The organism is Pseudomonas farsensis, assembly GCF_014268805.2.
Lineage (GTDB): Bacteria > Pseudomonadota > Gammaproteobacteria > Pseudomonadales > Pseudomonadaceae > Aquipseudomonas > Aquipseudomonas farsensis.
In genome coordinates this window covers 492,420-506,894 of record NZ_JABWRF020000004.1, presented here as the reverse complement: position 1 = coordinate 506,894, position 14,475 = coordinate 492,420, and the positions used below count along the sequence as shown (strand labels likewise).

The following is a 14,475-nucleotide window of genomic DNA, read 5'->3' as shown; positions in this document are numbered from 1 at the left end:
ATTTCGGATCCAACTCATGTCAGACAACGACGCGCCCTTCTGGGCCATGCCCGACGCCCAGCCAGGGGACGATACGCAGCGCTTCGAATGGCTGCGCGCGCGCATGCGTGAAGGGTTTTGCATTGTCGAGCTGATCGACGGGCCCCACGGCCCCATCAGCGATTACCGCTATGTGTATGCCAATGACGCCTGCACCCGCCACTCAGGCTTGCGCAAGATTATCGGCCGCACGCTGCGTGAAAGCCTGCCCGCAGAGGCCGACGCGTGGATCCGGCATTACGCTTCGGTACTGCACACCGGCGAACCCAAGCACATCGAGCAACGCCTGGAGGCCACCGGGCGTGATCTGCGGGTCTCCATCTACCGCCTGGAGCCTGCTAGCGCCCGCCGCATGGGCGTGCTGTTTCACGAATGCCGCGACGACTGGCAGCCCCCTTCAGGCCTGCGGCCCCGCGACGGACAATTGGACCAGGCCGTAGCGGAGCGCAGTTGGTACGCGCAACTGGTCGACAGCAGCCTGGCCAACGTGGTGGTGGTCGATTCGAACATGCGCCTGCAGGCGATAAACCGCACTGCACGCCACACTTTGCACATGCTGAACCTGCCAGTGCCGGCGCTGGGCAAATCATTACGCGACCACCCGGTAACCTACCCCGAAGCCCACGCACAGTTGCTGGCACTGTGGGAGCGAGCACTGGCTGGCGAAGTGTTCATCGAGAACGTCCTGGTGAGAATACCGCCCGCCGAGCGGCATTTCGAGATGCGTTTCAACCTGCTGCGCGACACTCAGGGCCATATACTCGGCGCCTATCTGTTCGCCTACGACATCACGCAGCGCATGATCGAGCAACAGCGGCTGCGTGATACAGAAGACGCGTTGCGGCATGCGCAAAAGATGGAAGCCGTGGGTCAGTTGACCGGCGGCATAGCCCACGACTTCAACAACCTGCTTGGCGGCATCAGCGCTGCGCTGGAGCTTGCCGACACACGCCTTGGGCAGGCGCGTACTGCCGACGTCAAGCAACTGATCGAGACCGCCCAGGACAACGCTGCACGCGCCGCTCATCTGGTGCAACGGCTGCTCGCCTTCGCCCGGCACCAGACCCTGGCCCCGCGCCCTGTCGACATCCATGCCTTGGTTCAAGACATGAAGCCGCTGATAAGCACATCGCTTGGCAAGCACATTCACCTGCTGGACCTGACCCGGCCAGGGTACTGGCGAGCATGCGTCGACCCTTCGCAACTTGAGAACGCCCTGCTCAACCTGTGCATCAACGCCCGCGACGCCATGCCTGGCGGCGGCAGCCTGACCCTGGCCTGCGCGAATCTCATCCTCACTAGCGCCCAGGCCCAGGCGCTGGATCTGCCAGCCGGCGACTACCTGCAGTTGCAGGTTGAGGACAATGGTGCCGGCATGAGCCCGCAGACCTCGGCGCGGGCCCTGGACCCATTTTTCACCACCAAACCGCTGGGCCAAGGCACGGGCCTGGGGTTGTCGATGGCGTATGGTTTCGTGCGCCAGTCCGGTGGCCAGCTCAGCATCCAGTCGAGCCCGGAGCACGGTACCCTGGTCGAGATCTATCTTCCCCGCGATCAGGCGCCTGCCGCACTTGAACCACCTGAGCAGCAGCTGCCAGCGCAGGCCAATAACCCGTTACGCTGGGTAGTGCTGGTAGAAGACCAGCAGGCCATGCGCCAGATCATCAGCGAAGTGTTGCGCGAGCAGGGCTACCAGGTCAGCACCTTCGACACCGGCGCAGCTGCGCTGCATGCCTTGCGTGCAGGCCTGGCACCCGACCTGCTGATCACCGATTTCAGCCCAGCCGGTGGGCTCGACGGGCCCGAGCTGATTGATGAAGCCATGGCGCTGTACCCTGGCCTGCGCGCGCTGTTCATCACCGGCTACGATTCAAGCCGCGCGCTGGGGGACATACCAGTTAGTGCGGCCACGGCACGCTTGGGCAGGCCATTTGCCATCGACGATCTGACCCTGAAAGTACGCGAATTACTCGAAGGCTGAGCGGCAGCGCCTCAGCGCCCACCGCCCAGGTCTATGAAGCTGCCAGTGGAATACGAGGCCTTGTCCGAAAGCAGCCACAAAATCGCCTCTGCAACCTCTTCCGGCCGCCCACCGCGCCCCATCGGCAAACCAGGCTCAAGCTTGGCAACCCGGTCGGCGTCGCCGCTCAGGGCATGGAAACCGGTGTGGATATACCCTGGGCGCACGCCATTGACCCGCACGCCATCGCCCGCCACTTCCTTGGCAAGGCCCACGGTGAAGGTGTCCAGCGCGCCTTTGGAGGCGGCGTAGTCGACATACTCGTCAGGTGAACCCAGGCGCGCCGCCACCGATGACACGTTGACGATCGCCCCGCCCTGCCCGCCGTGGCGCCGCGCCATGCGCAGCAAGGCGTACTTGGCGCAGAGCATCGGCCCGACCACGTTGGTTTTCATCACTTTGAGCAGGCGAAACTCGGACATTGCATCGACGCGGCTTTGCGTGGCGATGGTGCCGGCGTTGTTGACCAGCGCGGTGACCGGGCCGAGTTCATGGTCGACGCGCTGGAACAACTGCGCCACTTCATCTTCCACGCTGGCGTCAGCGCGCACTGCAATGGCCTTGGCGCCCAGCTCACGCACCTGCGCCAGCACCGCTTGCGCGGCCTGGTCGTCGGCGTGGTAATTGATACAGATGTGGTAACCCTGCTGCGCTGCCAATCGTGCAGTCGCAGCGCCGATGCCCCGGCTGGCGCCGGTGATGACGATGACCTTGTCCATGTGTCTGCCAAGTCTGCCTGGGAGAACTGCAAGACTAGGGGAAAACCCTGCCCAGCGGCAATCACCCGATCCCGAGCCGATTGCCGCTGGGCGGGGTCAGTGGCCGGCCGAAGCAGGCGCCGCCTTGGCGGTGAACGGCGGTTTGGCGAACCACACCAGCAGGATCAACCCGGCGAATACCCAAGTCAGCAAGGTGAAGTAATCCACCGTCGACATCATGTACGCCTGGCTATTGAGAATCTGCTCCAACTGCGCATAACTCTGCGGGCTGGCGCCGCCCAGTTGCTCCAAAGTGTGCCGGGTTGCCGGGTCGAAGGTGCTGATATGCTCACTGAGGTAGGCATGGTGCTGGTCGGCCCGGCGAATCCAGATCCAGGTGGTCAGCGATGCAGCAAAGCTGCCGCCGAGGGTACGCAGGAACGTCGCCAGCCCAGAGCCGTCGGCGATCTGGTGCGGTGGCAGGTCAGACAGCAGAATGCTCAGGGTCGGCATGAAGAACAGCGCAACGCCAATACCCATGAACAACTGCACCAGGGCGATGTGGGTGAAGTCCACCTCGCTGGTGAAACCGGCGCGCATGTAGCAACTGGCGCCGATGGCCAGAAACGCAAGGCCGGCCAGCACCCGCAGGTCAAAGCGGTGCGCGTACTTGCCCACGAACGGCGACATCAGTACCGGCAGCAAACCAATCGGCGCGACGGCAAGGCCTGCCCAGGTGGCGGTGTAGCCCATTTGTGTCTGCAACCATTGCGGCAGGATCAGGTTGATGCCGAAGAACCCCGAATAGCCGCCCACCAACACAATGGTGCCGACCCGGAAGTTGCGGTGCACGAACAGGCGCAGGTTGACCACCGGGTGACGGTCGGTGAGCTCCCAGATGACGAAGATGGCCAGGAACACCACAGAAATGATCGAGCCGGTAATGATGAACGACGACTCGAACCAGTCCATGTCGTTGCCTTTGTCCAACACCACTTGCAGCGCCCCGACGCCGACGATCAAGGTCAACAAGCCAATGTAGTCCATGGGCTGGCGGCTGGTGACCACCGGGCGGGCGCGCATCTGCTGGCGCACCACGGCGGCGGCGAACAGGCCAATGGGGATGTTGATGAAGAAGATCCACGGCCAGCTGTAACTGTCGGTGATCCAGCCGCCCAATATGGGCCCGGCAATCGGTGCGACTACTGTGACCATGGCCAGCAAGGCCAGCGCCATCCCCCTTTTGGCAGGCGGGTACACGGCAATCAGCAGGGTTTGGGTCATGGGATACAGCGGGCCGGCGACAACCCCTTGCAGCACACGAAAGCCCACCAACTCCGGCATCGACTGGGCGATACCGCACAGAAACGAGGCCAGCACGAACAACAGCGTGGCCCAGATGAACAGCTTCACCTCACCGAAGCGCCGGCTCAGCCAGCCGGTCAGCGGCAAGGCGATGGCGTTGCTGACCGCAAACGAGGTAATCACCCAGGTGCCCTGCTCGTAGCTCACCCCAAGGTTGCCGGAAATAGTCGGCAGCGCCACGTTGGCGATGGTGGTGTCGAGCACCTGCATGAAGGTCGCCAGCGACAGCCCGATGGTGGTCAGCAGCAGGCTCGGCGGGGTGAACTGCGCGGGGGCTGCCTGGCTCATCGCTGGGCCGACTTCGCGCTGGCACTGTTGTCGTGGATCAAACGTGCGATCAGTGCATCGGCCTCGACCAGTTGGCGGTCATAAACCTGCGTGCTGTAGCTGGCCTGCTGGGGTGGCTGCTGGGCCAGCGCCGGGCCGCTCTGGTCGTGCAGGTCGACTTCGGCAACCGTGGACAGGCCGATGCGCAGCGGGTGCTCTTTGAGTTGCTCCGGGTTCAGGTGCACCCGCACCGGTACGCGCTGGACAATCTTGATCCAGTTGCCCGTGGCGTTTTGCGCCGGTAACAGGGCAAACGCGCTGCCGGTACCGGCGCCAAGGCTGTCGACGGTGCCGTTGTACTTGACCTCGCTACCGTACAGGTCGGCAACGATTTCCACTGGTTGGCCGATGCGCATCTGGCGCAGCTGGGTTTCCTTGAAGTTGGCGTCTACCCACACTTCATCCAGCGGGATTACCGCCATGGTCGCAGTGCCAGGTTGCAGGCGCTGACCCAACTGCACGGTGCGTTTGGCCACGTAGCCGGTGACCGGCGCCACCAGCGTGGTGCGAGCGTGGTCCAGGTAGGCCTGGCGCACTTCAGCGGCTGCGGCCATGACTTCGGGGTGCGACGAAACCACGGTGTCGTCAACCAATGCAGTGCTGGTGTTGAGCTGCTGGCGGGCGCTGGCAACAGCGGCCTGGGCCACGCTCAGGTCATCGCGCGCGTGGGACACTTCTTCCTTGGCGATGGCGCCGCTGTCGGCCAGCAGCTTGCGACGGTTGTAGTCCTGCTGGGCTTTTTGCAACTCGGCCTGGCGGGTCTGCAACTGCGCCTTGAGCGAGTCGACATTGCTGTACAAGCCGCGGGTCTGGCGCACGGTGCGCGCAAGCTTGGCCTGGGCAGCCTGCAAGGCCACTTCGCTGTCGGCGGGGTCGAATTGCAGCAGCACCTGGCCGGCGTGCACCAGGTCGCCATCGTCGGCACCAATGCTGGTGACAGTGCCGGTTACCAGCGGGGTGATCTCGACGACGTTGCCATTGACGTAGGCATCATCGGTGCTCTCGTGCCAGCGCCCGACCAGGCTGTACCAAGCCCAGGCACCCACGCCGGCAAGGATCAGCAGCAACAGCAGGCCGAGCAGCCAGGCCTTGCGTTTGCGCGTGTTGTCGGGCTCGGTGGCCGGGTTGGGGGTGTCTGAAGAAGTGGCCATGACAGTACCTTGGAAATGACGTGAATAGGATCAACGAGCGCCGAAACGGCGGGTCGTCAGCGGGTCGCCGGCGCTGAGCAGCACCTTGGCCAGCAGGCTTTCGAGGGTTTTCAGCTCCTCGGGCTGAAGCACGCCGACCAGCTCGTTCATGGCCGCCGCCCCCACTTCGGGCAGGCGGTCGGCCAGGCGCTGGCCGTCGGCACTGAGCGCCAGGCGCACCTGGCGACGGTCCTCGGGGCAACGGGTGCGCTCGAGCAGGCCCTTCTGGGCAAGGCGATCGAGCATGCGGGTCATCGAACCGCTGTCCAGACCCAAGTAGCGGCACAGCTCGGCCGGGGTATCGACCTGGAACTGGGTAATGATGATCAACACCTTGAACTGCGCGGCCGTTACGCCGTCTGCTTCCAGGTGCCAGTCAAGGATGCGGTCCTTCAACAGGGCTGCGCGGCCGAGCAACATGCCGATGGCGCAGGTCTGGAAATTTTCCGGAGTGAAATGAGCCATCAGGGTCCGCTCGAGTAAATGTGTACAAATGTTACTGCTTAGGCAGTGAATGGCCAAGCCTTGATTAGCGTGCTAACTAAAAATTCATCTACAAGGTCAGTTTCTGGACATCGCCACCCTCCCCCTGCCACGCTTGCGGCCGAACTCACCTTGGGGAAGGACTCCGTTGAAACCGCGCCTCACACCTCGTTCTGCACTTTGCGCCTTGGCATTGCTGGGAAGTGCCTGCAGCCATGGCGACCTGCCCGCCCCGGCCGCCCCGGAAATAGCCTCCGGTTACCGCAGCGGCCTGCACGCGGTGCGTGCCGAGCGGCAGATGGCGGCTGCGGCAAACCCGCTGGCCACGGCCGCCGGGCTTGAGATGCTGCGCCTGGGCGGCTCGGCCATCGATGCCGCCATCGCCATGCAGGCGGTGCTCACCTTGGTCGAGCCGCAGTCCAGCGGCATTGGCGGCGGCGCGTTTATCCTTTATTGGGACGGCAAACGTGCGCAGGCCTTCGATGGGCGTGAAACAGCACCCCAAGGGGCAAGCACGCGCCAGTTCCTACAGCCCAACGGGGCACCGATGCGCTTTGCCGACGCGCAAATCGGCGGGCTGTCGGTCGGCGTGCCGGGCGCGCTACGGGCGCTGGAGCTGGCCCATCAACAACATGGCCGGTTGGCCTGGAAAACCCTGTTCGGCCCGGCCATCACCCTTGCACGGGACGGTTTCCCGGTATCGCCGCGCCTGCATGCACTGATTGCCGCCGACCGGTTCATCACCCAATCGCCGCAATTGGCCCGCTACTTCCTGACCCCTGACGGCCAGCCGTTGCCAGTCGGCACGCAGTTGAGAAACCCGGAGCTGGCAGCCAGCCTTGAGGCTATCGCCACCGAGGGCGCCGATGCCCTGTACCAAGGGGCGCTTGCCCACGCTATCAGCGCCCAGGTGAACGCACATTCCAACCCCGGCAGCCTTAGCCTGACCGACTTGAGCGGCTACCGCGCCAAGGCGCGGGACCCGGTGTGCGCGCCCTACAAGCGGTGGCAGGTCTGCGGCATGCCGCCGCCTTCTTCGGGCGGCGTAGCGGTGCTGCAAACCCTCGGCATACTTGAAGCCCTAGGCAAGCGTGATGGGCAGTGGGATATTGCCAAGCTGCAGCCGAGCGGGCTTGCGCCGCAGGCCGGCGCTGTGCACCTGATTGCCGAAGCCGAACGCCTGGCCTACGCCGATCGGGCGCAATACCTGGCCGACCCGGCTTTTGTCCAGGTCAACGTCAAGGGGCTACTCAGCCCGGCATACCTTGCCAGCCGCGCAGAGCAGGTCGGCGAGCGCAGCATGGGCCGCGCCCAGGCAGGCGTGCCGCCGGGGCTGAACCTGGCGCTGGCGCCCGACCGCTCACCGCTACGCACCTCGACCTCACAGGTGGTGGCGGTGGACCGTTTCGGCGGCGCGCTGTCGATGACCACCTCGATCGAGGCGGCCTTTGGTGCGCATGTGATGGTCGGCGGTTTCCTGTTGAACAATCAGTTGACTGACTTTTCGTTCGTGCCAGACGAACAGGGCAAGCCTGTGGCCAACCGCCTTGAGCCTGGCAAGCGGCCGCGCTCATCAATGGCGCCGACCTTGGTGTTCGAGCGGGGAAGTGGGCAGTTGGTTGCGGCATTGGGCTCGCCCGGCGGTTCGCAGATCATCCAGTACGTCAACAAGGCGCTGATCGGCTTGCTGGACTGGAAACTCGACCCGCAGGCAGCAATCGATATGCCCAACTTCGGTAGCCGCAACCTGGCCACCGAGTTCGAGGCCGGGCGGGTCAGCCCGGCGTTGCTCCGGCAGTTGCAGGAACGCGGCCACAAGGTGACGGAAATCGACATGACCAGCGGAACGCAGATGATCGTGCGTGACGGTGATGGGTGGCTGGGCAGCGCGGACCCGCGGCGTGAGGGCAGTGCGGCAGGCGACTGATGGCCTGGGGCATGAAACTGCGAACCCAGCCTTCACGCGGTCAATGTAGGAGCGACCTTGTGTCGCGAAGGGGCAGCGTAGCTGCCCCAAAATCTCAGCCATGCAAGATCGCGGGGGCGGCTATGCAGCCTTTCGCGGCACAAGGCCGCTCCTACACTACTAAAAGCGAATGGCCTGAAACCACAAGGTTTCCCCAGACTCAGCTCGGCGGAATCGTCCCCAGCAGGCCAATGAGAATTGTCAGAGCCAGAAAACCACCCAGAAACAGCACAAGCTTGCCCATCGGAACCTCTACAGTGTGATGGCAGAACGGCGCGGCTGGCCGGTTGCGGCTCAGCTTGCCCAGTACGCCGGTTCACTACGCTGGGCCTGAAGAGATTGTCGGCTTCTGGCTGATACGGTTACAGATGCAGGTTCATAGAAAAAAAGCATATCAGATGACCCTGCGCAGACCCCAAGCTCTGCAAATAACCAACCGCGTTAACCTGCTGCCGGTGAAATAATTGAACTCATCCCAGCCCTACGGGCGACAAACGCTAACAGTAGCCACCGGGATAAGGAGCCATCACATGCCCGCCTTCGCCAGCAATGCAGCCTTAGTGATAATCGACCTGCAAGTGGGCATCAACCACCCGCGCCTGGACCCGCGCAACAACCCAGAGGCCGAGCTGCGGGTGGGCGAGCTGCTGGCGGCATGGCGTATGAATGGGCGACCCGTTGTGCATGTGCGGCACATATCGCGCGAGCCCGACTCGGTGTTCCGGCCGGGCCAGAGCGGTTGCGAATTCCAGCCCGCCTTCACGCCGCTGGCCAGCGAGGCGGTGTTCGAAAAACATGTGCCTGATGCGTTCTGCCACACAGGGTTGGAGCGCTGGCTCCACGTACGCGGCATCAGTGAACTGGTAATCGTCGGGGTGAGCACCAACAATTCGGTGGAATCGACCGCACGTACGGCGGGCAATCTGGGCTTCGATACCGGGGTGGTAGCCGACGCTTGCTACACCTTCGACCTGCAGGACCGCAACGGGCGCGTGTGGCCAGCCGAAGATGTGCACACCCTGGCCCTCACCAACCTGGCTGCCGACTATGCACGCATTCTGGAGAGCGCCGCAGTGCTGGCGGGCAGTTGAATTCAGTCGAGCGGCTGCAGCTTGTCTTCGGGCAGCCAGCCTAGTTCGCCATTGCGCAGCCGCCGGCACCACAGCCAGCCATTGAGTGACCATAGCCCCTCGACCTGATGGCCGGCGTCGACATCCAGTTCATGGGCACAGTACGCCTGCAGCGCCCGGCCCTTGCCGACGCCGATGCGCTCGATCAACTGCCCCGGCACCCAGCCCGGCTGCTGTCCGGGGCAACTGCACAGGTACCAGTCCTGCCAGTGCGCTTCGCCCTCATAACGGGGGCCGATATCCAGCACGGTACCTGGCTCGAAGCGAATGGGCGCGGGGTATTCGCTGCGGTGCGGCTCGATGACGACGTACTTCACAAGCCTCTCCCTGGCCGCGAAAAGCGGCGATGCTAACAGCTCGACCGGCGCTGAGACACCTTGGCCTTGCGCGCCCCTTGGCCCTGGCACACGCAAAACGCTGGGGCGTAAGGCTGAAACGCTTCCCCAACACCTTTGCAACAAAAGGTTTCTGGGAAAAATCCCTTGCCCTACAAAAGTGTGGCTGCAGAGAACAACTCGTTTATGGCCGATCACGCTGGCCTGGCTGGCGTTCAGGTCCAGTCACAGCGGGGTTGTTAAATGTCGAGGCTGAAAGCCTTGTAGGGCCAATCTGAATCAGCAGTAGGAAATAGCGAAGCAAGTAACGCGCATGTATGAATGATCAGTGCGGGCCAGCCCATATGAGCTGTTAACTTGCCAGCTTTCCTACAACGGCATGGACGCCACCCTGCACGAGATCTTTATGGAAGACTTTCACACCTCCGCCCTCGCCTTGCAAAAGCGCTTGTTTAACCTGCGCCATGAACTGGCGTCGCTCGATGTGCAGGCCCAGCAAGAAAAGGCTGACCACCTCGCCGTACTGATCGCACAAATAGAGCGGGCGCTGACAGGGCTTGCGGGCCAGGTAAAGCCGCACACGCTGCAATAGAAAGCCCTACGGTTTGGTTGCAGTGGTTGCTCTGCAGCGCCGCGAGTCTGATGATGGCTACCTGGCCAGCAGCCTGAAATCGCCACGGAGACTTGTTAATGCCTGCCATCGACCTCAACAGTGATCTGGGCGAAAGCTACGGTGCCTGGAGCATGGGCGACGACGCCGCGATGCTCGACATCGTGACCAGCGCCAATGTCGCCTGCGGCTTCCATGCCGGTGATCCTGCCGGCATCCTCGCCACGTTGCAGGCCGCAGCCGCCCGTGGCGTTGCCATCGGCGCACACGTGTCATACCCCGACCTGGTCGGCTTCGGCCGCCGCAACATGGCGGTGCCTGCCGCGCAGTTGAGCGCCGATGTGGTCTACCAGATTGGCGCCCTGCAAGGGCTGGCGCGCAGCGTGGGGGCGCAGGTGAGCTACGTCAAACCGCATGGCGCGCTGTATAACACCATCGCCCTGGACCCCGTGCAGGCAAGCGCGGTAATCCAGGCGGTGCTGCGCATCGACCCGCAGCTCAAGCTGGTGTGCCTGGCCAACTCGCCGCTGCTGGGCTGGGCCCGACAGGCGGGGCTGAGCTGCGTCGCCGAGGCGTTTGCCGACCGCGCCTACACCGCCCACGGCACGCTGGTGCCGCGCACCCACCCAGGTGCGGTGCTGCACGATGCAGATTTGATTGCCCAGCGCATGCTGCGCCTGGTGCGCGATGGCGTGATCGAGGCCGAAGACGGCCAGTTGATCAAGCTGCAGGCCGATTCGGTCTGCGTGCACGGCGACAACCCGCAAGCCGTCGACATTGCCCGCACCGTCAAACGCCGCCTGCTAGAGGCCGGCACCGAACTGCGTGCGTTCAGCTGATGCGCTTTTACCCGGTCGGGCTGGATGGCTTGTTGGTGGAGCTGGCGAACCTTGCACAGACCCTGGCGCTGTTCGACGCCCTGGAGCGGGCGCCAGCGGCCGGGGTGGAGCAGATCGTGCCAGCCGCGCAAACCCTGCTGGTGCACTTTCGCCCAACCGCCGTCAGCCGCGAAGCACTCGCCGCCGAGATTGCCTCCCGCGATATCAGTGCGCCGAAGCACCAGGCCGGGAAGCTCATCGAAATCCCGGTGCATTACAACGGTGAAGACCTCAACGACGTGGCCCAGGCGCTGGGCATCACGACCGACGAGGTGATCCGCCGCCACACCAGCAGCGACTACAGCGTGGCGTTCTGCGGCTTTGCCCCAGGCTTTGCCTACCTGAGCGGCGGCGCCGGCTTGGTGGTGCCGCGTCGCAGCAACCCGCGCACACGCATCCCAGCCGGCGCGGTGGGATTGGCCGGTGGCTTCAGCGGCATCTATCCGCAGGCCAGCCCCGGTGGCTGGCAGATCATCGGCGTGACAGGTACACGCATGTGGGACCTCCAGCGCGAGGAGCCGGCACTATTGCAACCGGGTTATCGGGTGAGGTTCATTGATGCCGGCCCGGCGGCACAGGCGCAGGTGTCGGTCGCAGCCCCCCGCCAGTCATTCACCGCACGCGGCGATTGCCTTGAAATCGGCTCGCCCGGCTTGCAGACACTCCTTCAGGACCTCGGCCGCCCTGGCCGCGCCCGGCAAGGCGTCTCGGCCTCCGGGGCAATGGACCAGGGCGCCCTGCGCGCCGCCAACCGCGCAGTGGGCAACCCAGCTGGCAGCGCCTGCCTGGAGGTGCTGATGGGCGGGCTGAGCTTCACCTGCCACGGCCACGGCCTGGCCGCTGTTACCGGTGCCGATACCCCGATAGAGGTGCGCAGCGCCAGCGGCGAGGTGCTGCGCCCTGCCCTGTATGCACCATTCGCGCTGCACGATGGCGACCGCGTCAGCCTGCAATCGCCGAAGGCCGGGCTACGCAGCTACCTGGCCATCCGCGGTGGCTTCAGCCATGCTCCGGTACTCGGCAGCGCGGCCAGCGATACACTGGCGCACGTCGGCCCGCCGCCACTGGCACCCGGTGATCGCCTGGGTTTCAACGCGCCCGTCGGTGGCGCTGCGGTGTCATTGCACGAACAACCAGCGTTCGCCATGCCGCGCAGCGACCAGGTCATCACCTTGGACGTGCTGATGGGGCCGCGCAGCGACTGGTTCACCGAAGCGGCGCAGGTACTGCTCAGCCAGCAGGCCTGGCAGGTCACCGCACAGTCCAACCGCATCGGCATCCGCCTGGCCGGCGAACAATCTCTGCAACGCGCCATCGACGGCGAACTGCCCAGCGAAGGCACCCGCGTTGGCGCTATTCAAGTGCCACCCAACGGCCAGCCCGTGCTGTTTCTGCGCGACCACCCACTGACCGGGGGTTACCCGGTGATCGCCGTGGTCGCACCGCACCACCTGGACCTGGCCGGGCAGATCCCGGTCAATGCGCGCGTCCGTTTCAACCCGCTGGGCGCCTTCGAGCCCGTGCGCCCGGCCCCTTCCAGCGAGAGCCCTGCCTGATGCAAAAGGTCCTGATAGCCAACCGCGGCGAAATTGCCGTGCGTATCGCCCGTGCCTGCCGTGACTACGGGGTAGCCTGCGTGGCGGTGTACAGCGATGCCGATAGCGACGCCTTGCACGTCAGCCAGGCCGACGAAGCCTACGCCCTTGAAGGCCAGCGCCCCACCGACACCTACCTGAACATCGACAAACTGCTGGCGGTGGCCGCCCGCGCCGGCGCCGATGCCGTACACCCCGGTTACGGGTTTTTGTCCGAACGCGCCGATTTTGCCCGCGCCGTACTGGCCGCAGGGCTGACCTGGATCGGGCCCGACCCGCAAACCATCGACGCCCTCGGCGACAAGGTGCAAGCCCGGCGCATCGCACTCAAGGTGGGTGCTCCGCTGGTGGCCGGCACCCAGGACCCGGTGCGCGATGCCAACGAAGTCCGTGCATTCGCCGAGCGACACGGCCTGCCGATTGCCATCAAGGCCGCCTTCGGCGGCGGCGGACGCGGCCTCAAGGTGGCCTGGCAGCTCGATGAAATCGACGACCTGTACGCCTCAGCTGTGCGTGAAGCAGTCAGTGCCTTTGGCCGTGGCGAATGCTTCGTCGAACGCTTTCTCGACCGCCCCCGGCACATCGAGGCGCAAATCATCGCCGACCGCTACGGCCGCGTGGTCGTGGTCGGCACGCGCGACTGTTCGCTGCAACGGCGCAACCAGAAGCTGGTCGAGGAAGCCCCTGCACCGTTCCTGGACGACGACCTGCGCCAGCGCATCCACACCTCGGCCCATGATATATGTGCCGAGGCCGGCTACGTCGGCGCCGGCACCGTCGAGTTTTTGCTCAGCGCCGATGGCACGCTGTCGTTTCTTGAAGTCAACACCCGGTTGCAGGTGGAGCACCCGGTCACCGAAGAAACCAGCGGCGTGGACCTGGTGCTTGAGCAACTGCGCGTTGCCGATGGCTTGGCGCTTTCGTTCAACACCACCCCGGCGCCACGCGGGCACAGCTTCGAATTCCGCATCAACGCCGAAGATGCCGGCAACGGTTTTCTGCCGACCCCCGGCACTCTCGAAACCTTCCAGCCGCCGAGCGGCCCCGGGGTGCGTCTGGACAGCGGCGTGATCGAAGGCTCGCGCGTGTCAGCACACTTCGACTCGATGATCGCCAAGCTCATCGTCACCGGCGCCACCCGCGAGCAAGCCATCCGCCGCGCCCGTCGCGCGCTGGCCGAGTTTCGTATCGAAGGTGTGGCCAGCGTGCTGCCGTTCCACCGTGCGGTCATGGACCACGACGATTTCACCGCCGCTGGCAGGTTCGCCGTGCATACGCGCTGGATCGAAACCGAGTTTGCCGAACGCATCAGCATCGCCCCACGCAACGCTACCCCGGTCGACGCCAGTGTGCTGCGCACCTTCGTCGAGATCGATGGCAAGCGCCATCAACTCGGCCTGCCTGCCGCGTTACTGACCGGCATCAAGGTCAATGGCACTGCGGCGGCTGCGCTGGAAACGGCAACCGCGGATGAGCACAGCGTGACGACACCGGTCGCCGGTAACCTGCATGCGTGGGTCGTCGAGCACGGCGCCAGCGTTGAGGCGGGGCAAGTGATCGCGGTGATGGAAGCGATGAAAATGGAGACGCAGGTAAAGGCACCATGTGCAGGCACGTTAAGGATTATTGGGGCACCGGGGCATTACTACGACGCATGTGCGCAGATCGGCAGGGTTGAGTGACTTGCCGATATCATGCTGCCCAAGGCCAAAGCAGCCTGGGCCCTCCAGCGCTGCGTGGCCCTTTACTCAGCCCCTGGTGGGATGCCGTCCTTGTTCTTGTCCTTTAGCCGCGCCCTCTCCTCTTCAGTGGAGTGCGCTGGCACCTCTTGCTCCTTAT

Annotated in this window: 12 protein-coding genes; 7 read left to right on the top strand and 5 right to left on the bottom strand. The window is 64.5% G+C overall.

What is annotated here, in order from left to right; genetic code table 11:
• The first annotated feature begins 16 nt into the window (after positions 1-16).
• Entirely contained in the window at positions 17-2,020 is a 2,004-nt protein-coding gene (locus HU719_RS21920) for a PAS domain-containing protein (protein ID WP_186534562.1), read from the top strand.
• A gap of 11 nt (positions 2,021-2,031) precedes the next feature.
• On the opposite strand, the gene HU719_RS21915 is transcribed toward HU719_RS21920, so the two are convergent.
• From HU719_RS21915 to HU719_RS21900, 4 genes are all read right to left on the bottom strand, one after another.
• A complete protein-coding gene (locus tag HU719_RS21915; protein WP_186534561.1) occupies positions 2,032-2,778 on the bottom strand; it encodes an SDR family oxidoreductase in 747 nt (248 codons plus the stop codon).
• A gap of 96 nt (positions 2,779-2,874) precedes the next feature.
• The gene (locus tag HU719_RS21910; RefSeq protein WP_186534560.1) at positions 2,875-4,410 is read right to left on the bottom strand and encodes a DHA2 family efflux MFS transporter permease subunit; all 1,536 of its coding nucleotides are present in this window, start codon (positions 4,408-4,410) and stop codon (positions 2,875-2,877) included.
• Entirely contained in the window at positions 4,407-5,600 is a 1,194-nt protein-coding gene (locus tag HU719_RS21905) for an HlyD family secretion protein (RefSeq protein ID WP_186534559.1), read from the bottom strand. Before HU719_RS21905 ends, HU719_RS21910 begins: the two co-directional genes overlap by 4 nt.
• A gap of 30 nt (positions 5,601-5,630) precedes the next feature.
• Entirely contained in the window at positions 5,631-6,104 is a 474-nt protein-coding gene (locus tag HU719_RS21900) for a MarR family winged helix-turn-helix transcriptional regulator (protein WP_186534558.1), read from the bottom strand.
• Positions 6,105-6,270: 166 nt separating this feature from the next.
• On the opposite strand from HU719_RS21900, the gene ggt reads away from it, so the two are divergent.
• Both ggt and HU719_RS21890 read left to right on the top strand, forming a co-directional pair.
• On the top strand, positions 6,271-8,049 hold the full coding sequence (gene ggt / locus HU719_RS21895; RefSeq protein ID WP_186534557.1) for a gamma-glutamyltransferase: 1,779 nt from the start codon (positions 6,271-6,273) through the stop codon (positions 8,047-8,049).
• Between the two features lie 569 nt (positions 8,050-8,618).
• Positions 8,619-9,179, top strand: coding sequence for a cysteine hydrolase family protein (locus tag HU719_RS21890; protein ID WP_186534556.1), 561 nt, complete (start codon positions 8,619-8,621; stop codon positions 9,177-9,179).
• Positions 9,180-9,181: 2 nt separating this feature from the next.
• On the opposite strand, the gene HU719_RS21885 is transcribed toward HU719_RS21890, so the two are convergent.
• Complete coding sequence (locus HU719_RS21885; RefSeq protein ID WP_186516507.1) at positions 9,182-9,535, bottom strand: SH3 domain-containing protein; 354 nt, start codon at positions 9,533-9,535, stop codon at positions 9,182-9,184.
• 397 nt (positions 9,536-9,932) lie between these two features.
• On the opposite strand from HU719_RS21885, the gene HU719_RS21880 reads away from it, so the two are divergent.
• The 4 genes from HU719_RS21880 (at position 9,933) to HU719_RS21865 (ending at position 14,318) form a co-directional block, all read left to right on the top strand.
• A complete protein-coding gene (locus HU719_RS21880) occupies positions 9,933-10,145 on the top strand; it encodes a hypothetical protein (RefSeq protein WP_186516509.1) in 213 nt (70 codons plus the stop codon).
• A 98-nt stretch (positions 10,146-10,243) separates the two neighbouring features.
• On the top strand, positions 10,244-11,002 hold the full coding sequence (locus tag HU719_RS21875; protein ID WP_186534555.1) for a LamB/YcsF family protein: 759 nt from the start codon (positions 10,244-10,246) through the stop codon (positions 11,000-11,002).
• Positions 11,002-12,597, top strand: a complete 1,596-nt coding sequence (locus HU719_RS21870; RefSeq protein WP_186534554.1) for a 5-oxoprolinase subunit B/C family protein — start codon at positions 11,002-11,004, stop codon at positions 12,595-12,597. Before HU719_RS21875 ends, HU719_RS21870 begins: the two co-directional genes overlap by 1 nt.
• Complete coding sequence (locus HU719_RS21865) at positions 12,597-14,318, top strand: acetyl/propionyl/methylcrotonyl-CoA carboxylase subunit alpha (protein ID WP_186534553.1); 1,722 nt, start codon at positions 12,597-12,599, stop codon at positions 14,316-14,318. The genes HU719_RS21870 and HU719_RS21865 overlap by 1 nt, the downstream gene beginning before the upstream one ends.
• Positions 14,319-14,475: the final 157 nt, after the last annotated feature.

Coding starts and splice junctions, on each gene's coding strand:
- HU719_RS21920 (WP_186534562.1), top strand. CDS start 17: ATGTCAGACAACGACGCGCCCTTCTGGGCCATGCCCGACGCCCAGCCA.
- HU719_RS21915 (WP_186534561.1), bottom strand. CDS start 2,778: ATGGACAAGGTCATCGTCATCACCGGCGCCAGCCGGGGCATCGGCGCT.
- HU719_RS21910 (WP_186534560.1), bottom strand. CDS start 4,410: ATGAGCCAGGCAGCCCCCGCGCAGTTCACCCCGCCGAGCCTGCTGCTG.
- HU719_RS21905 (WP_186534559.1), bottom strand. CDS start 5,600: ATGGCCACTTCTTCAGACACCCCCAACCCGGCCACCGAGCCCGACAAC.
- HU719_RS21900 (WP_186534558.1), bottom strand. CDS start 6,104: ATGGCTCATTTCACTCCGGAAAATTTCCAGACCTGCGCCATCGGCATG.
- HU719_RS21890 (WP_186534556.1), top strand. CDS start 8,619: ATGCCCGCCTTCGCCAGCAATGCAGCCTTAGTGATAATCGACCTGCAA.
- HU719_RS21880 (WP_186516509.1), top strand. CDS start 9,933: ATGGACGCCACCCTGCACGAGATCTTTATGGAAGACTTTCACACCTCC.
- HU719_RS21875 (WP_186534555.1), top strand. CDS start 10,244: ATGCCTGCCATCGACCTCAACAGTGATCTGGGCGAAAGCTACGGTGCC.
- HU719_RS21870 (WP_186534554.1), top strand. CDS start 11,002: ATGCGCTTTTACCCGGTCGGGCTGGATGGCTTGTTGGTGGAGCTGGCG.
- HU719_RS21865 (WP_186534553.1), top strand. CDS start 12,597: ATGCAAAAGGTCCTGATAGCCAACCGCGGCGAAATTGCCGTGCGTATC.